At 40.1% G+C, this 18,203-nt stretch carries 17 protein-coding genes and 1 pseudogene; 6 read left to right on the forward strand and 12 right to left on the reverse strand.

Annotated features, from left to right (window positions below):
• Nucleotides 1-170: 170 nt before the first annotated feature.
• On the reverse strand, nucleotides 171-3,260 hold the full coding sequence (locus ACE1TI_RS20500; protein WP_375009385.1) for a CotH kinase family protein: 3,090 nt from the start codon (nucleotides 3,258-3,260) through the stop codon (nucleotides 171-173).
• Between the two features lie 320 nt (nucleotides 3,261-3,580).
• Between ACE1TI_RS20500 and ACE1TI_RS20505 the strand changes: the two genes are divergently transcribed.
• Together ACE1TI_RS20505 and ACE1TI_RS20510 are read left to right on the forward strand one after the other, a co-directional pair.
• Nucleotides 3,581-4,360: a VTC domain-containing protein gene (locus tag ACE1TI_RS20505; RefSeq protein ID WP_375009386.1), complete on the forward strand. Its 780-nt coding sequence runs from the start codon at nucleotides 3,581-3,583 to the stop codon at nucleotides 4,358-4,360.
• A 230-nt stretch (nucleotides 4,361-4,590) separates the two neighbouring features.
• Nucleotides 4,591-5,271, forward strand: a complete 681-nt coding sequence (locus tag ACE1TI_RS20510) for a DUF4956 domain-containing protein (RefSeq protein WP_375009387.1) — start codon at nucleotides 4,591-4,593, stop codon at nucleotides 5,269-5,271.
• Between the two features lie 159 nt (nucleotides 5,272-5,430).
• On the opposite strand, the gene galU is transcribed toward ACE1TI_RS20510, so the two are convergent.
• The 3 genes from galU to ACE1TI_RS20525 form a co-directional block, all read right to left on the reverse strand.
• Nucleotides 5,431-6,315, reverse strand: a complete 885-nt coding sequence (gene galU / locus ACE1TI_RS20515; RefSeq protein ID WP_375009388.1) for a UTP--glucose-1-phosphate uridylyltransferase GalU — start codon at nucleotides 6,313-6,315, stop codon at nucleotides 5,431-5,433.
• A gap of 20 nt (nucleotides 6,316-6,335) precedes the next feature.
• Nucleotides 6,336-7,370, reverse strand: coding sequence for an S-layer homology domain-containing protein (locus tag ACE1TI_RS20520; RefSeq protein WP_375009389.1), 1,035 nt, complete (start codon nucleotides 7,368-7,370; stop codon nucleotides 6,336-6,338).
• A gap of 332 nt (nucleotides 7,371-7,702) precedes the next feature.
• Complete coding sequence (locus ACE1TI_RS20525) at nucleotides 7,703-7,882, reverse strand: hypothetical protein (RefSeq protein ID WP_375009390.1); 180 nt, start codon at nucleotides 7,880-7,882, stop codon at nucleotides 7,703-7,705.
• Nucleotides 7,883-8,169: 287 nt separating this feature from the next.
• Here ACE1TI_RS20525 and ACE1TI_RS20530 point away from each other — a divergent pair, with 287 nt between their 5' ends.
• Both ACE1TI_RS20530 and ACE1TI_RS20535 read left to right on the forward strand, forming a co-directional pair.
• Nucleotides 8,170-8,736 (forward strand): transposase, encoded by a 567-nt coding sequence (locus ACE1TI_RS20530; RefSeq protein WP_375009391.1) that lies wholly within the window; start codon nucleotides 8,170-8,172, stop codon nucleotides 8,734-8,736.
• 21 nt (nucleotides 8,737-8,757) lie between these two features.
• Nucleotides 8,758-9,210 carry a single-stranded DNA-binding protein gene (locus ACE1TI_RS20535; protein ID WP_375009392.1) on the forward strand — a complete coding sequence of 151 codons (453 nt, stop codon included), beginning with the start codon at nucleotides 8,758-8,760 and terminating at the stop codon, nucleotides 9,208-9,210.
• A gap of 642 nt (nucleotides 9,211-9,852) precedes the next feature.
• Here the strand turns inward: ACE1TI_RS20535 and ACE1TI_RS20540 are convergent.
• From ACE1TI_RS20540 to ACE1TI_RS20575, 8 genes are all read right to left on the reverse strand, one after another.
• Nucleotides 9,853-10,413, reverse strand: coding sequence for an S-layer homology domain-containing protein (locus ACE1TI_RS20540; protein WP_375009393.1), 561 nt, complete (start codon nucleotides 10,411-10,413; stop codon nucleotides 9,853-9,855).
• Entirely contained in the window at nucleotides 10,337-10,744 is a 408-nt protein-coding gene (locus tag ACE1TI_RS20545; RefSeq protein WP_375009394.1) for a hypothetical protein, read from the reverse strand. The genes ACE1TI_RS20540 and ACE1TI_RS20545 overlap by 77 nt, the downstream gene beginning before the upstream one ends.
• Before the next feature lie 60 nt (nucleotides 10,745-10,804).
• Nucleotides 10,805-12,160, reverse strand: coding sequence for a hypothetical protein (locus tag ACE1TI_RS20550; protein WP_375009395.1), 1,356 nt, complete (start codon nucleotides 12,158-12,160; stop codon nucleotides 10,805-10,807).
• Between the two features lie 209 nt (nucleotides 12,161-12,369).
• On the reverse strand, nucleotides 12,370-13,116 hold the full coding sequence (locus ACE1TI_RS20555; RefSeq protein ID WP_375009396.1) for a hypothetical protein: 747 nt from the start codon (nucleotides 13,114-13,116) through the stop codon (nucleotides 12,370-12,372).
• A gap of 54 nt (nucleotides 13,117-13,170) precedes the next feature.
• A complete protein-coding gene (locus tag ACE1TI_RS20560; protein ID WP_375009397.1) occupies nucleotides 13,171-13,740 on the reverse strand; it encodes a hypothetical protein in 570 nt (189 codons plus the stop codon).
• 60 nt (nucleotides 13,741-13,800) lie between these two features.
• Complete coding sequence (locus ACE1TI_RS20565) at nucleotides 13,801-14,013, reverse strand: VanZ family protein (protein ID WP_375009398.1); 213 nt, start codon at nucleotides 14,011-14,013, stop codon at nucleotides 13,801-13,803.
• An 8-nt stretch (nucleotides 14,014-14,021) separates the two neighbouring features.
• Nucleotides 14,022-14,309, reverse strand: a complete 288-nt coding sequence (locus tag ACE1TI_RS20570) for a VanZ family protein (RefSeq protein ID WP_375009399.1) — start codon at nucleotides 14,307-14,309, stop codon at nucleotides 14,022-14,024.
• A gap of 306 nt (nucleotides 14,310-14,615) precedes the next feature.
• Nucleotides 14,616-16,403 (reverse strand): sodium:proton antiporter, encoded by a 1,788-nt coding sequence (locus ACE1TI_RS20575; protein ID WP_375009400.1) that lies wholly within the window; start codon nucleotides 16,401-16,403, stop codon nucleotides 14,616-14,618.
• Between the two features lie 371 nt (nucleotides 16,404-16,774).
• On the opposite strand from ACE1TI_RS20575, the gene ACE1TI_RS20580 reads away from it, so the two are divergent.
• A complete protein-coding gene (locus ACE1TI_RS20580) occupies nucleotides 16,775-17,014 on the forward strand; it encodes a DUF362 domain-containing protein (protein ID WP_375009401.1) in 240 nt (79 codons plus the stop codon).
• Between the two features lie 1,066 nt (nucleotides 17,015-18,080).
• A pseudogene (locus ACE1TI_RS20585) lies at nucleotides 18,081-18,203 on the forward strand (GTP 3',8-cyclase MoaA); the annotation flags it as partial.

Here is an 18,203-nt window from a genome sequence, read left to right on the forward strand (position 1 = left end):
CAACCGCCCACTTTATTTCTTTAGAATAAACGTTTTTGCCCATGCAAAAACACCTCCGAGAATGTACTTAATTGATTGTACCATTTCGAAGGTGTTTTATATTGTCCCATTATTTTAGGTTAGTCCAGCCCCATGATTTGGGAATGCTCGCTTTCTCTTCTCGTATTCGGTTATTGAAGAACTTCAAAGCTGTCGATGTGCACCCGGTGGTTTACCGCATCTTCCTGTGTATCACCAGTTACCGTAATGGTTAAGGTATGCATATCGTCTTCTAATCCCTCAATACTATACAATTCTGTGTTAAAAGCAGGTTCTTCTGCGAAAGTATCTACTTCCGTTTTTTCTCCATCTACTTCTATTTCCGCTATTCCCTGGGTGACCCCTTCATAGCCAAACCAACGAATACCAGTGCCTTCAAATGTAATTTCTATTTTATCTCCTGTTGTTTCACTAAACAAAGCTGTTCCTTCATGGTGGTCTTCGTTTGTGCTTTCCTGCCAGCTTCCTTCATATTTTACAGCCGGATGATCTTCGTTATACACTTGCTCTTCATCAGCCGGGTCCACTATTTCTAGACGAACCATAGCGGTAACTTCATCGTTTTCTTTATGAATGGTAAGAAGGCCTTCCCCTGCTCCTTCAGCGTTAAAGGTCTCTCCATCTACTTCTCCTATGTCTGAGTCACTAATGGAAGCATACTCGCCATCTGTGTTCATTTCATCGGCCCAGTTCCATTCATTTCCGGCTTCTATGGTCAGTGTTTCCTTTTGAACAGCAGTTCCTTGAACCTGAATGGTTCCGACAGCTTCTCCTTCATTATCAGCAAGCTCAACCTCTGCTTTTCCGGAAGCATCTGGTATTAATCTTCCTTTTTCATCGATGGAGGAACTGCTGTCATCCTGGGAAGAAAGCTGTGCGGGCTTTCCATCGACTCTTATTTCAAGAGGGATGCCGGCAGCATAAGTACCTTTCCACGCGTCATCTTCCAATGGAACGCTTTCTCCATATACTTCAATATCATGCTCTCCATCAACATTAAACGTAAGGTCCGCATAGCCTTCTAAATCAAAATAATCGAATAAATGTGCATACATATAGTCATCGCGCACCTGACCGAATTCTCTCATCACATCTACGTTTTTTTTCCATTTGTCCATGCTTTCCGGCTCGCCCCAGCGTTCAATATTACGCTCCATTTCCGGTTCATACATGGCTTCAAACTCTGCCAGCTTCTCTATCACAATTTCATCATCAAAATGAGTATTCAGATAATGTGCAAATTTGCCGGCAAACTGAGCGCGGAACTCTTCATTTTCAAGCAGTGTTCGCAAAAGGAAAGTTGCCCAATCAGGATTAGGCCAGCTGTCATTGCCTTCTTCCGTGGCAAAATCAAGCGTATGATGAGCAGCGGTTTCGCTCACCCCGGACAGATCAAAACCAAAATCTAAATCAAATACAGTCCAGCGCCATTTGCCATTTGGCTTTTCACGCCAGTACCGGTTATTATTTGCCGGCCAGTCTGTGTTTCTGGTGTAAATTTCTGCGATATTATAATCGATAAAATTGTTAATATCCATTTGTTCTTTGACCTGTGCATAAACCTGCGGGTCAGTTATATCGTTATGCTCAATGTAAGAAAGCATCTTTTGATAGTGACGATTATCCCCTTCTCTAACATTGGCATTGTTTTCAAGATATTCTAGATCTTCTTCTAAAATACCGAATTTATACTCAAAGTAGTGTTTGTCTATGCGTTCTCTTAAGTTGTAAATGCCCCAGTACTCTCCATTTAAATACAGGTTTGCCGGTTCAAACGCCTGTTTTTCTACGTCAAATCCGCTGATAAGCTCTTGCATAAAAGCATCTCGAAAAACCGTTTCGTCCCAGTCATTACCTGAATTACGAAGAAGAAGACGATTATACTCGCTGTCATCCTCGCTTTCAAAAATCGGATAACTGAATGTATTTTCACTATCATAATCAGAACGGCCGTACAGACGGAATGATTTTTTTGGATAATAGCGGCTTGTATTGCCGTGCAATCTGACTCCAGCCTGCTGGTGGATCATATTCGTGCCGTCCGGCTTGTACATTTCCACGCTGACTTCTCGTTCCCATTGATCTCCACTCTGGGCATAATTCGCTGTTTCATCAGGGTTCTCAGCATCTTCGTCATAATTGGCGCCTTCGGTATATATACCGTTTGCTTCTCCGAAGAAATCATCAGGATTCCCTGCTATGGAAACAATCGGGAACGTGCTTTCTTCCCCGATAATGTACGTATTTGAAACCATTTCACCAGCGTTTCCATATTGATCATAAAACTTGGCTTTTATAACGGTCGTTTCATCGACTTCTAGAGGCTCTGTATATTCTTTGGATTCTTCATCAGGTTCACTTCCATCGGTTGTGTACCTAATCGTTCCTTCCTCTTCTTCCATCAGCTGCTCTAATTCAACCATCTGAGGCGATTCATAAAAACCTCCATCCTGATTGAAAACAATAGCGAGCTCGGGTTTATCGATATCCATGTCATCCACCTGTTCAAACAGGGGAAGGAAATCTTTCATATTTACGCCAGGATTTCCTTCTACAAATAACCGTTCTGTTAAATGAGGCAGATGAAACACCGGAGAAAAATCCTGAATGACATTATGCCGTAAATTAAGATCTTCCAAATTATTTAACCCGGATAATACAGATATGTCCTCAATATGGTTATTACGAACGTTCAGCTTGCGAAGTTCCACCATATCTTTAATTGGTTCAATAGAAGAAATATTGTTGCCCCTCACATTTAAATCCTGTAATGCGGTCATGTGGGAAATGGCTTCTAAATCGTCTATTCCAGTTTCCCTCAAATCAAGTGTCCTCATTCTCTCCATTTTTTCAAGGGCCGAAACATTCTCTACATGGTTTCCGCGAAGGTTCAGGTCTTCTAAGTATATTAAATCCTCTAAAGGTTCAAGATCTTCAATACGATTTCCTTCTAAGTCCAGATCCCGAACCGTTATTAATTTTTCTATTCCTTCGAGTGACTCAATGCTGCTGTAACTTAAATCAATCGCATCCACTTTCTGTAAATCTTCCTGTCTAATCAGGCCCTCCGGCTGGTCTAATGCTTCCCTGACAGCCATTTCCAAATTTTCATCAGCGAAATCTACACTGCTGTTATCAGCAAAAATAAAAGCAATGATACCAATGACCACAGCGATCGGGATAAGAAGCAGTGCTGCTCCTTTTGAATGTTTACGGTTCAAAGTGTGGTCCCCGCCTTTCTTTTTCTAAATTGCTTATATTGGTAAAGAGTTTTTTGCAAAAACAGACCAGCCTATATTATAGCAGACTCCTTTCGCTTCAAACAGTGTGGTTTCTCATATCTTCTTTAGAGATATGGCATATTTGTTAAAAGTTTATTTACATTTCAAAAAGGAAAAAAATATGCAACATGAACCATATCCCACTCGTCTCATAAATGGTATAATTTTAATATTGTAAAGCTATTGTTAACGTTCGGTTAATTATGTAAATTTTTATACTTATAATATACGCAGCAGGTCATAGAAGGTGGTGAATAAAGATGCTGGCAAAAGAAATTTTTCAGCGGTATGAATTAAAATATCTTATTCCATTTGAAAAATACAAAGAGATCGCTGATCAGCTTACAGCAAACGAAAAAATGCGGTACGACAAATTTGGCGATGGGTTTGGCCGCTATAATATCGTCAGCCTTTATTTTGATTCAGATGATAAAAAAATTTATTATGAAACACGCAACAAACTGCGTTTCCGTCAAAAGCTCCGCCTCCGCGTTTACGATGACGCTGCAATTAACGGTCCTGCTTTTCTTGAGGTAAAAAAGAAATTTAACAAGGTGGTAAATAAACGCCGCACAAAAATTAAACTAGCAGACGCCTATGAATATTTGAAATACGGGAATAAAAATGGAGATTTGCGAGTGTATGACCCTTCAAATCCACAGATTATGAACGAAGTAGAATCTTTCCGAAGCTTGTACGGATTAAAACCACGTGTCGTGGTAAGCTATGACAGGCAAGCATTTCACGGCATTGAAGATTCCGATTTACGTGTGACATTTGATTATAATTTGATGGCAAGAGACGATAACCTTCATATTGAAGATGGTCCAGACGGTACTTATTTTGTTGATCCAAACCTTGTCGTCATGGAAGTGAAAGTTTCACAAAGTGTTCCATTTTGGCTGTCAAGACTGCTGAGTGATTTTGAATGTCCCCGAAAAAGTGTATCGAAATTCTGCACCAGCATTGATCTTATGGAAGAAATGCAGCGCACAGCTCGTCATTCTGAAGATGAAGAGACAAAGTCATTAATCGTTTAGATGCTGAGAAAAGGTTATTGCAAGGAAACTGTTCAAAATCTATAATGTTAAATGGATTAACAATTACGGGGTTGTTTCAAAAGTGTCAGCAGAGGGCTTTTAGACCAAAGTTTTTTGGTTGGTTCCTGCCGCTCCATTTCTTTTGAAACAGCCTCCTCCTTTTTTGTGTGTAAAACAACACAAAAATGCAAATAAAATTAGTCATGGACTTTAGTTGAGGAGAAATTTTCATGAATCAATTTATGAATGAAATTCGAGATTTTTCAGATTTAACCACAAGAGCTGTTGTGTTAGAAGGCATGGCTGCTATTGCGCTTAGTTTTATACTTAGTTTGATCATTACATTCTTGTATAAAAAAACACATAAAAGCGGCCGCTATTCTCAATCGTTTGTGCATACGATTATCATTATGTCTGTTGTTGTAGCAATTATTATGATTGTTATCGGAAATAACATTGCGGTAGCCTTCGGTTTGGTTGGTGCATTTTCTATTATCCGTTTCCGAAGCGCCATGAGCGATCCAAAAGATATCGCTTTTATCTTTTTCGGTATGGCAGCAGGTATTTCCTGCGGACTTGGTTTTTATGCGCTGGCTGTTATGTTTACCGTGGTACTATCAATATTAATTTATGTTTTGTTTGTATTCGATTATGGCGGGATCAAAGGATCATATAAATCTTTAAAAATTACGATACCGGAGAACATGCACTATGAAAATGTGTTTGATGATATTTTTGAAGAATACTTAGAATATCATCAGCTGAACATGGTGGAAACGACAAACCTTGGTACCATGTATCAGCTTACTTACCTTATTGCGAAAAAAGAAGGAATCAGCGACAAAGATTTAATGGATGCGATCCGCGAAAGAAACTCCAACCTTAAAGTAGCTGTCGGTATGGTAAACTAATGCGTATTAAAAACGTTCCTAAAAGCAAGGGGACGTTTTTTTATGAAGACAGGTTTTAATGCACGTGAAACTTTCTTACAAAAAAGATAGTTTTCAGGACTGTTGCTCTGTCAGAAAAAAATCCTGTTTCCCGGACAGCCCGAAAAACAGGATTTTCTGTTATTTGCTTGTGCGCTCTACTAATGATTCTTTTAAATATTCTTCAAGCGGCTCCTTTAAATCTTCACGATTCAGAGCAAAATCAAGCGTAGCTTTAATAAAACCAAACTTATCCCCAACGTCATAGCGGACACCGCCGAATTGATAAGCAAGCACTGCCTGCTTTTGGTTTAATTCTTTAATAGCATCCGTCAATTGAATTTCATTACCCGAGCCTGGCGGAAGCTGTTTTAGAATCTCAAAGATTTCCGGGCGCAGAACATAACGGCCCATGATCGCATAGTTAGAAGGAGCTTCCTCAAGTGCCGGCTTTTCTTTTAAATCCTCAAGATGCAAAACACCCGGCTCAACTTCTTGTCCTTTTGGCTCTACGATACCATATTTAGATACGTCTTCATCCGGCACCTGCTGCACGCCTACTACAGAGGAATGGTAGCGTTCAAACGTCTCTATCAGCTGCTTTAAACACGGTTTTTCTGATTTTACAATATCGTCTCCAAGCAGCACCGCAAACGGTTCATCTCCAACGAAGCTGCTCGCGCAGGCAATCGCATGCCCTAATCCTTTTGGTTCTTTTTGGCGGATATAGTGAATATTTGCCATGTTTGAAATGGCTTGGACTTCTTCTAACTGCGACCATTTTTTCTTTTTAGACAGGGTTTCTTCCAATTCATATGATTTGTCAAAATGGTCCTCAATCGCACGCTTGCCGCGGCCGCTAACAATAATGATATCTTCTATTCCAGACTCAATCGCCTCTTCGACTATATATTGAATGGTCGGTTTATCTACAATAGGAAGCATCTCTTTTGGCTGAGCCTTTGTTGCCGGCAAAAACCTTGTCCCAAGTCCGGCTGCTGGAATAATTGCTTTTCTTACTTTCACAAGATTCACTCCCGTTTGATTTACTCTTCCGGCTCGTCCCACAGCATAAATATGTCATTAGGACGCGGAATGATTTCTATTTCACCAAGCTGCTGTTCTTCTTCTGTGTTGTCAGCTTTGATTAATGCTTCAAAAATTTCTTCTGACGTATGCGGTGCTCCAAGCGCTGCTGCAGCCTGAGAAGCCAGCTCAAAATTAGATTCGGTTGTCCGTGAAATCACATATTCTCTGCGTTCTCCTTGATACGCTTGAAAAAGATGATAGTATTCCGGATCAGCTGTTGCAAAACTGCTGTTATCGCGCGCATATAAGGTGACCCCTGCTTCATTATACAACGAACGTACTTTTTCTGTATAAGCATTCGAGCCTTCCGATGTCATATCAAGCAACGTTTCAGCCTGCCAGTCCATGAACCGGCTGTCATGAAGGCGTTTGAAGAATACTGCTGCCTGCGCGCGCGTCAATTTGCCATTGACGTCATAGCGTTCGGTTTGCGTATTGCCATGCTGGCGACCCGTCGTCAGGTCTTCTTCAAACATCCATGCTACTGATTTTTCTAAGCCAGGTTCTTGGCCTTGGGAATGAGCAAGAGCCTGGCTGATAATACCGCGTGTCACTTCCCTGTTTTTCACCGAATCATCCCTAAGCCCTGGCATTCTTAAGGAATGAGCAGACAGCGCTTGATAGGACGGCTGCGACCAGTGGCTGCCTCCACCGCTGCTGCCTTCAAAACCGAAATACCGCTGAAGGATAGTCACAAACTGAGCTTCTGTCATTTCATCCCCTGGACCGAAGCTGCCGTCTTTATAACCAGTCATCAGCCCTGAGTTTTCTGCCCACGTTATTTCGTCAAATGCCCAGTAACTTTCTTTCACATCTGGAAAACTTGCCGATTGAGCGTTTACTTCCTTAGGCTCAAAAGTTCCTTTCTCAGGTGTTTCTTCACTTATGTACAAAAAAGAGCTTACGGTGACGGTTGCAATGGCCATTTTACAAAATGATGATAGTCGCTTTTGGCTGTTTGTAATCATGATGCACTCAGATCTTACATTCAAGATCCTTTTCCCCACCTCCCAAATGGTATAATCCCATTTTATTATATCGTTTCTAGTGTTTCGCTAGCTACCTTCACAACAAAAAAGTCCAGTACAGGGTTAAACTGCCCAAAAACGGGAAGGGCAGCTTTTTGGTACATGAAATGGATGGAAGCTACTCTCCTTCTTCTAAATATGTAAAACCTCCTGAAAACACGTAAAATTCAGCAAATATAAGCTCCTTCAGTCTTTAGTAATTTTGCGAGACCGTCTTCCCGTCTTTTTTCACCCGTGCAGTGTTTTTGCTTTACCATGTAAAGAGCAGGAACCAGGACTTGAAATATCATTAATCTCTATACTTCTAAAAGAGAGGTTTCCAGGGAATCTGTAATTATCAGCCTCCACTTGTTCAGCTGATGTACTGGATATACAGTGCTTAGCTGTCCGACTGGCGGGTCAATGACAGGCACCTGAAAAAACGTTAATCCTCCGACTAATACAAGCAAAAAAAAATAAACGAGCCAATCTATCATTTCAGTACCTCCCCAAAAATAGTGTTACTTTCTTGTAAACATTATGGGATTTTGAGCGGGGTCTGGCCCCACATAAAATTGTAAAAATTTTTTGATGATTTTTGCCTAGAAATCTGCTATATTTAGGTTATTCTATCGAAAAGGAGGGCCGTTTACGTTTTATCACCTATTTTCTTATAAGCTCCCCCCTTCGCTTACAATTCCTCTTTCTAAGATTCACCTTTCAGTGCTTATTGCTCCTGTTTTTCTTTTTCGTATATTTTTAAGGATAAGGAGGTGAAGATTGATTGCCTCGACAGCAGCGGATCTGGTTTCCAGGGATTTCGTACCGCATAGAAGCACAGGGAATCAGAAACTCCAGACTTTTTTATGATGAAAAGGATTATTCCCATTACACATATCTATTAACAAAACTAAAATCAGACTATGACTTTGACTTGCACGCTTATTCTCTTCTTCCTAACAAGATTCATTTGTTAATAGAAACCTTTCACACAAACCTTTCCACAGTTATGCACCGCCTGCAGACAAGCTACGCCATGTATTTTAACCGCAGACACCAGCTGCGCGGGCATGTGTTTCAAGGAAGATATCTTTCCGAGCCACTGAAGGATGAAACGCACTTTTTTGAAACTTCTCAGTTTATCCATCTCACTCCCCTTCGTGAAGATTTAGGAAATGACCTATTAGCCTACCGGTGGAGCAGTGCCCGTGAGTATCTTTCTCCTCAACCCGCTGAAGAACCGCTCCATCCTCTGCTGACTCTGGATCGCACCCTGCGTCTTTTCCCATCTCCCAAACACCAGTACTTTGAAGAGTTTCTTTTTCAACCGATGAATTCAGAAATCCTTTAAAAAAACAGAGAGGAGCATTTTATGTTTAATCAGGTCACGATTGTCGGCCGTTTTACACGAGATCCAGAATTAACCTATACGAAAGATGGCACAGCTGTCTGTAACTTTACATTGGCGGTACAGCGGTCATTTCGTAATATGCAAGGCGACTTTGATGCTGATTTTGTACCGATTACGGTATGGAGAAAGCAAGCAGAAAATACGGCAATGTACTGCCACAAAGGCGCTCTCGTTGGAGTAAACGGCAGGATTCATACGAGAATTTATGAAAATAAAGATCAAAAACGAGTCCAGGTTGTCGAAGTCAATGCCGATCAAGTACGTTTTCTCAAGTTAAATTCCAATCAAAATTTATCTCCTTCTCCGACTGTTTCAACGAATCAATCAAGCAGTCAGGATGGCGTCGGAGCACCTCTGACCCCAACTGAAAATGTACCTGTGATGAATGTAAAGGAGACACATACTTCTTCGTAACCCCTAAACTTACCCATTTCCTTTCCAAAGCAGGCAATTCTCTCCCTTTAAATATGTTCCTTTCTCGTTTTCCCCCATCACAAACTATCCTTTGAAAAAACCTCTGGTATGCCTGCTGCCAGAGGTTTATTTTTCCACTAATTAGTGACATTTGTGTCATTTTGATCATTCCCAGTATGCAGGAGAATCAAACGTTTTTTAACTATTGTGTCATGCCATTCATTAGGACGTGGTAAATAGAGTGCACCCATTGCTCCTGCGACAAAGAACGAGTGGGGGCTTTCCCCATCGCTAAAAGGAAGAATTTGAAATGCTTGATATATCAGCATATTCAACCCATAAGGAAATAGACCCTTTTATTTTTTCTTCAAAAGGGGTGTGGTGTTTTTAATACATCCGTTTTTTCCATAAGCTGGTTCAACACATGCATCATATAATCCTATCCGTTTTCTAAAATCATTTTTTCTGTCGCCTCAAAAAGCTGTAGTTTCTCCACCGTTCGCTGTCTAGCCATTTTTGTTTCTCTTTAAATCCATTAGTTTCCATGTGAAAGTTTTGTTGTAAGTATAGCACACTCTTTCCATAGAAAAACCTCCCTAAGCCGAAAAGCTTAAGAGAGGTTTATTTGGGAGCTGCTTCGTTTTAATTGCTGAAGTGAACAAACTTCAGATATTCATCAAGCATTTTAGCCATTTGCGCACGAGTGGTGCCTGTTTTTGGATCAAAGATGGTACCATCTTTACGGCCGGTAATAACTCCTGCTTGTACTAAACGTTCCACATCTTCTACAGCCCACTCACCAATACGTTCCGTATCTTCAAAAGAAGCTGCGAATTTATCAGTGTCCAGCTCATCTTCGTCAAAACCTGTACTTTCCATCGCACGAGAAAGCATTGCGGCTGCTTGCTGGCGGGACACAGATTCGTTTGGCGCAAACATGCCATCTTTACGCCCTTGAATAATGCCTTGTTCAATGGCTGCCTGAATTTCGTCAGTAAACCAGTCATCAGACTCCACATCAGTAAATTCACCATCATACTCGCCTTCTGCTGACAGACCGAGGGCACGAGTAAGTAAAGCAGCAAACTGGGCACGGCGCATTTCTTCTCCAGGAGCTACCGTATTGTCATCGCGTCCTTGGAAAATAAAGCGGGAGCCAAGGTTTATCGAAGTATTCTTTTGCCCAGTAATCAGACGGTACATCGTCAAACTCCGCTTCATTTTCTACGATCACGTACTTACTAAAAGACTGTGATTTAAAGGTGGCTGTATTTTCGTTAACAATGGTTGGAGCAGCAGTAAAGCCATTTCCTTCATCATCAAGTCGAAGAACAACAGCATGTGTTTCATCAAGCTCCTCGTTATCCACAATGTCGCGTTCAACGTGGCGGTTAAAATGAGTCAGCGGAGCTTCTTTATCACCAGAATGAATGCTTGCTTTAAATTCTACGACAGAAGGTTTTGCGTTAAGGTTGTTGGATCCAAGCACATCATTATCATCGGAAGACACGTTTGCAGATATACTTACTTCCACATCACTATCATCTTCATCAGATAATCCAAGCTCAGAACGAAGATGCTGCTCTTCACTTAATTAATCAGAGGAAAGACGAATAGAACCTACCTCGGACTCCACTTCGATTTGAGCTTTTGGGTTTTTATCCCGAACGACATCCAGGGCTTGAGAGGATAAACGCAATTCTCCATGCTCTCCTTCTTCCTTTTCAATCTTAAAGCTCACACGTTCCACATTCTCCGCATTCTCCAGGTCTTCGGCAAGCTTGTCCGCATCCACCCGGTGGATGACACGCTCTGTACCATCTTCATCACTAGTACGCTCATCTTCATACGAGTCACCACCCGGTTCAGCTGTGTTATCGTCCTGACCCTCATCCTGATCGTTGTTATCACTGTCAGATCCACCAGAGCCGCTAGAGCCATCACTGCCGCCAGTGTTTCTGTCTTCTTCAACTACTAAGGGAGTTCTTGCTATTTCAATTTCTGCATCACTATCGGACAAGCGATCTAACTTTGCTACTACTTCATAGTCCCCTGCTAAATCAATAGAAAAATCTACATCACCATTTCCTTTTGAATACACTTTCGTTTCTTTATCATTCTCATTAATAACATACCAATTAAACGATTTTGCTACGTTTACGTCAGCTACATCTTGAAAATTAACATTAAAAACTGGAGTAATAGGCTCGCCCTCTTTAACATCTTCCAAATCATTTATTTTTAAATTACGATTACTTATAGAAGCAGAAACCAATTCAGATCTTGCTTTACCCTGAGGGTCAATTTCAGAATTAAAATCTCCCAATAACTCTACGAACTCTACTATACCAATGCCTAGCCCCTCATTTAATTGACCTTCCAGTTCATCAAGGTTTCCTTCATTGATTACTGAATTAACAATTTCTTCGATTGCCTGATCATAGGATTTATTAGCAAAGCTTAATAAATTTTTCTTATCATTTAATACATTTTCAATCTCTCTAAATAAATCTATAAAATTATCTGTAGTCGCTTCGCCGTCCTCAAAAATTTCATCAAAATTTTCTTTTTGCTCGGTTTTTCTAAAATCATTAATAGCGTCTTCTAAGTCACTAGCGTTGCTGTAGTCAGAAAAGATTACTTTTGAAATACCTGAAATAATACCACAATATGCATCTTCTTTCGTTGTATTATTTTTGATCTCTTCAGGATAATGCCAATCAATATCTTCCGAAGTTTCTATTTGAGCATCTTTCAAAGTCTCTCCATCTGCTCCGTCATAAAAATTATTAAAAAACTTCTGTGCAATTTCTGAGATATCATTTTCTGTAGTTTCCGCCTGCGCTACCGGTGTGCTTATTAAGGGTGTGCTTCTGGCTAGTGGTGATGCTACGATTGCTGTTGCAAGCATCATTTTCATAGCTTGCTTGCTATAGTGAAATTTTTTCATGTTTTCTCCTCACCTCATCTACGATTTTTATTATGTATTTAAGCGAAACTCTAAATGTAGTACTTTAATCTTACAAAACAGGGAAATATTTTACAATAATTTAGTTTTCAAGTCTAATGAACTATAATATGTATAATAGAAACGAAATAGAGTAAAAAATTAATCTTTTAGACCACGCCGAAAGCAGGCTCTTTTAAGCCTGCTTTCTTTCACTTTTGAGCAAGACTTTCAAGATCTGATCGTCTTGCTTCTTTTTTTTCTTCATATTTATTTTTTACTTGAAAAGCTTGAGATGTGTCATGGCCATTTTCTTTTAATTCACTTTGAAGTTCCTCATATTTTCCATAAAAAGCACTGTCCGCTTCACCTTGTAGACTTCGAGCTTTGGACTTGTACTCACTTTCATCTACTTCTCCTTCATTCATGTATTCATCATACGCTTGCTGAACCAGGGAATTTAATTCAATTTCATAATTTCTTTCCATGGAACGGAATTCGGCTTCATATTCATTCAAAATAGCACTGGCGCTTCGGCTGCTTTCGCTCGAATTGCTGCTTGATTCTCCAGTCGATGTTTCTGAAGAAGGACTGTCTGAAGAGGTCGATCCAGTTCCCGAACTGCTGATGGTATCTTTACTAGAAGATGAACTGTCGGAGTCTGCGCTGCTGCTTGTTTTGTTTTCATCCTGTGAGTCTTCCCTAGAGTTTTTACTATTAGCGCTATTCTCTTTCTTTTCGTCACTCAATGATTCTTCCTCAGCAGAGCCGGATTCTGCGTCCTTTCCGTCTTCTTTTTCTTCTTCCGCAGCCTGCAGCTGTCCATTTTTTTCATTGCCGTTTCGTTCTACAGTGTCTGCATCTTTTTGCAATTGTTCTATTTTATCGTTAAAACTCATTGTTCCTAGTACGGCAAGGACAACCAGCAGTGCTCCTCCTATGCCTATCCATTTTTTCATAAATCAAGCCCCTTTTTCTGCGAAATTCAGCCTGTATTATTCCCTAATGAAACATCAGGAAAAGCTATTTAACGTTATTAGTTCACGAACATATTTCATACGACTAGTTTCTTTTACTGACTCATATTCCCATTCATACTCCCAGGCGTAGGAAACATCATACCCGTGTTCTATTAATTTTTCTTTCATCGCCTTTATCTGTTTTTCAAACAACCCATCCGTCTGTTCTTCTAACTCGTCCGCCTTTAAGCGGTATGTATCTACGATCTCATAGTATTCCCTGTATTCTGCCGGCATCTTTTTTTGATACATTTTCTTTGCTTCCGACAGATAGGTCTCCATTTCTTCTTGGTGTTTTGATATGATACGTTGGAACTTGATTTCAAAAGGAGCAGTTACATCATACAGAGAAAGTTCGGATTGATTTTTCGTTTCTATTTTTTCTGACGTATGTTCTCCTTCTTGTTTTTCCTCTGCTGAAGTTGTGTAATCCTGGTCATATTCTTCAGCAGATATAACTGGTTCTTTCCATTCTTTGTCAGTTTGATTCTGCCAGTTCAACCAGCCGGCTCCAATTACAATGAATGTAGTAAGAACCACTGCTCCAGCAAGCCAACGGCCCATTATTTCTTCAATCCTTCCCTTTTCTGTTGTATAAATAATATCGGAACATTGCGCTGTTATTTAAAGAGTCCAGGTTGCTTTGTTCTTTTTCTTTTCCGTTTTTTCCAAAAAATAATAACTAAGAATGCCGTATAGACCTCCTGTTATATCTAATACAATGTCCTGCCACAACCCAGTTCGATAAGGATGATAAAAATGCCTGACTTCATCAATAACGGCAAAAACAGAAACGAGTACAAAGGCAGCAGCCAGCTTCCAGCTTGTTTTCCACAAGAATGGTTTTAGCCCACATAACCTAAAACTGCCATGCTAAAATAAATGACAAAATGAGTTCCTTTTCGAATAAAAAACTCAATAAAACCTGCCGTTCCTTTTTCTTCTATACTTACTATTCCAGAAGAATAAGTAAATGAAATCCCTCCAGCAATATTTTCAAACCATTCTAATGGCAGGAGCTGAATATAGCCGCGGAGGTCTTGTTGTTCATACGGCATGGAAGAAGCGACAGCAATCGTTCCCATTAATAACAGAAGCGGCAAAGTGTACATGATCTTTCTTGCAGGGTTCAAATGGATCTCTCCTGAAGGAACAAAAGTGCAGGCGCCCTGGTAAGCCTCGACAGGTAAATGTTCTCCAGGCAATAAAGGCGCTCTTTGCCTTTAATGACTGGAGGTTATTTAACCCCGAGAGGCTGGGCGCTGAAGCTAGACGCTAATCAAACAGTAGGGAGATAGTTATCCACATTTCGAAAAATATAATTTCCTAAACAATAAAAAAGACCGGCTTTTTTGCCAGCCTATCATATTTATAATTTATTTTATAAAAATTACTGGTTTTTTCCAAGGGAATAATTATTTTTTACCGCATCTTTTGTCTCAAATCCATACGAACCACGTAATCGACACGGTTAAGACCATTACCATTAAACTGACTGGAATACCTACTTTCATAAAATCAACAAAACGGTACCCTCCCTGTCCATAGACAAATAAATTGGTCTGATAGCCGATCGGCGTAATAAAACTGGCCGAAGCAGCAATCGCTACAATAACAGCGAGCGGCGTGATGGGAATACCTAAAATAGCTGCTGACTCAATTGCTACTGGCAGCATAATAATAGCTGCTGCATTGTTTGTAATTACTTCTGTTAAAATATTGGTGAGGACATACAGCAATATAAATATACCAATCAGCCCAAATGGCGCCATCCAATGAAGCATCGTTTCCGCTAAATAAGTGGCTGCTCCTGTCTTCAGCATGGCTTCTCCAATTCCAAATGCTGCTGATATAACAATCAGCACTTGAAATGGAACATAATTTTTCATTTCCCGAATTGGCAAAATGTTTAACATGAGTAAAAGCCCCACTGTAACAGCTGCCGCACTGAAAATGGAAACAACCTGAGAAGCTGCCAGAACAACCATTATCCCTAACAGCACAATGGGTAAGATTCGTTTCCACATTGGAAAAGGCTGAAAAGGATTGTTGTTTCTTTTCGTTTGTAAAATCGTGAATTCGTTTCTTGCACTCGATCTTTTTTCAAAATCAGGGCCTGCTAGAAGCAGCAGCGTATCTCCAGGTTTTATGGTAATCTCCTCCATACGCTGTACCAGCTGGTCATCATAACGATGCACCCCGACAATCGCAGCGTCAAATTGCTGAGGAAACAAAATATCTTTCATTTTTTTAAACAACAGTGAGGAGTAGTGAGTTACTACTACCTCTAAAAGCTGGCTCTCTCCCTGGCGCAGTCCGTCAAGCTGATAAGGGGCTCCTGTATCTAAATGAAGTCCTTCCTGAGCTTCTAAAGCAGCAATTTCATTTAAACTTCCGATTAAAAGTAAACCATCCCCTGCTTGCAGTTTAAATGATGGAGAGTAATCTTCTATGACTTTGCCATTTCTCACAATACCAAGCAGCTCTGTCCCATTTTTTTGATGCAAACCTGCCTGCTTTACTGTTTTTTCTGCAAAGTCGCCTGTTTCTTCTACTATCATTTCAGCTGAAAAACGCTTTTGGTGTTTTTCTCCATTAAAATACGGCATCAATGGTACTCTATTTGGCAGCATTTTCAGCCCAAAGCTAATCATAAATAGGATTAAAAATAACGTAATCGGCAAACCAATAACAGCTAATTGGAAAAAAGAAAAGCCTTGAAAACCTCGTTCAATCAACATTCCGTGCACCACTAAATTAGTAGACGTACCAATAAGCGTCATTGTTCCGCCTGCAATTGTTGCAAAGGAAATTGGCAGCAAAAATTTCGATGGCGCGACGTCATGTTTTTCACACCATTGGCGCACATACGGCGTAAAAGCAGCCACAATCGGTGTGTTATTCAACACCCCCGAAAATATGGAAGAAGGCACCATGATGCGCAACAAGGACTGTCTCGGAGTGTGGCCGTTGTTTAAGACCTTCTCTACAAACTTTTCCACTAATCCACTTTTTTGTACCGCTCCAGCAACAATACAAAGTAATCCAATCGTTAGCATCCCTTGATTGTAAAATCCTTGTACTGCTTCTTTTGGTGTCAGAATACCGGTTAAAAGCAATACAGACAGAGCAGCAAGCAAAATAAATTCAGGACGTGCTGCTTCTTTAATTAAAGCGCCCATCATCGCCAGAATAACGATACCAGTAACTGCCATTTCCCATGTCAACGCCGTCACCCCGCTTCGCCTTGTTTCTTCATTGTATGTTTTTATTCATAGTAATTTCATAGGTTTTATGAACTTTATTTTATATTATACCTTTCTTATCGGAATTGTAAATATTAATTATCATAAGAAAGAAAATGAATTTTTTATTGTTTTTTCGAATATTAACGCAAGAGCCGAAATACACTTCAAGTGTGTGCCTTCAATGGGAATTGACAGCCGGTTTAACAATTCTTCCCTGCGAGTAAAAAAATTCGACGAATTTAGCAGGAATGAAAAGAAAAATATAGAAGATACTGATTAACAGTTGCATTAATGCCTGTTAACACCTTGATTTTTATACAGATGGGCCACTTAAAAAGGAGGTGGATCATATGGCTTTTGTTATTACCTCACCTTGTATTGGGGAAAAAGCCGGCGACTGTGTAGAAGTTTGCCCAGTCGATTGTATTGAAGAAGGGGAAGATCAATACTATATCGACCCTGACGTTTGCATTGATTGCGGCGCATGTATCGTCGTTTGCCCGGTTGAGGCTATAGTAGAAGATACTGAGCTTACGCCTGAGACGGAGCCTTTCTTAGAGAAGGCAAAAGAGTTTTACGGTACTAGTTAACAGAATAGGGGGTTTGGCCTTAGCTTCAGCCTTACAGAAACCCCGTTCCATTGTGTGCAAGGGACGGGGTTTTGTTCGTGTTATGGAGCTAATTACACAAAGAGGAGGGTCTCGGGGTTGGTTGTATTATTTCATGAGCTGGTATGATCTATCATTGGCTGGTGTTTACGGTTTATTTCACCGCATTGATTATGTCTATCAATCACTGGGCAGAAAGCCAATATTTGTTTTACATTGCCCTTTTCAGCTATAGTTTTGTTTTTACAGGGTACCGAGCCGTTCGATTGAAAAAAAAGGCTAGTTAAATAAACATATTGGCGGCATGCTAGGATCTTATATTGCGATGGTGACTTGATAACTCGTCGTTAATCAAGAAAATCTTTTCTTATTACAACATCTCCCTTCTCTTCTCGTATGGTTTTTACCAACGATCACAGGCACTCCCAGGTATTAAAAACAAAAATGGATAAACAAGCTTTATAGAATCAAGGGATTAAAACATTTAAAAACGGGTATATCATGACTACTCCCCCCACACCTCTATACAAAGGACAAGACGGAGTTATCTATCTGATTCTCTGTTTGTGTCTCTTCCTTGCGACCGCAGGTTTTCACCTGCGGTTGTTTGGTATTTACTGGGGCTGTAAAAGAGAATGGCTGAGATGTTTGATTTAGGAATACTTTTCTAGGTTTATCCCCTACTTTTCTTCCGTAATTTTCTACTTTTATGAACTGCTTTTAGCAAGTTATGCATTCTTCACGAATGGATCATGGTGGGAGCTGCAATTGGCTCTTTTATCAACCGCTACTCTGGATATATGCACTACTCCTCTCCAGTATGCTGCACTTCCCAATATTTATGAACCACTTTCAGCATCTTGTGAGCTATGTCATTTTTTTCCCTCATTATTTTTGGTAAACTTCTCTTTAAGGTATAAATGTTAATAACTATGAAACCATGTCAACATATCTACAAATAAAAACAGAAGAGCAGACATGTTAGAATATAGAGAGAATAATGCTTAGAATAGATCCTAAATATTTTTATCCTATTAGGAGGGGAATAATGGAAAAACACTTCATTACAGATACGCTCGACCGTCCTTTGCGCGACTTGCGTATTTCTGTCATAGATCGCTGCAATTTTCGCTGTTCCTACTGCATGCCAAAAGAAATATTTGGTGATGAT

The sequence above is a fragment of the Alteribacillus sp. JSM 102045 genome (assembly GCF_041949975.1).
Lineage (GTDB): Bacteria > Bacillota > Bacilli > Bacillales > Marinococcaceae > Alteribacillus.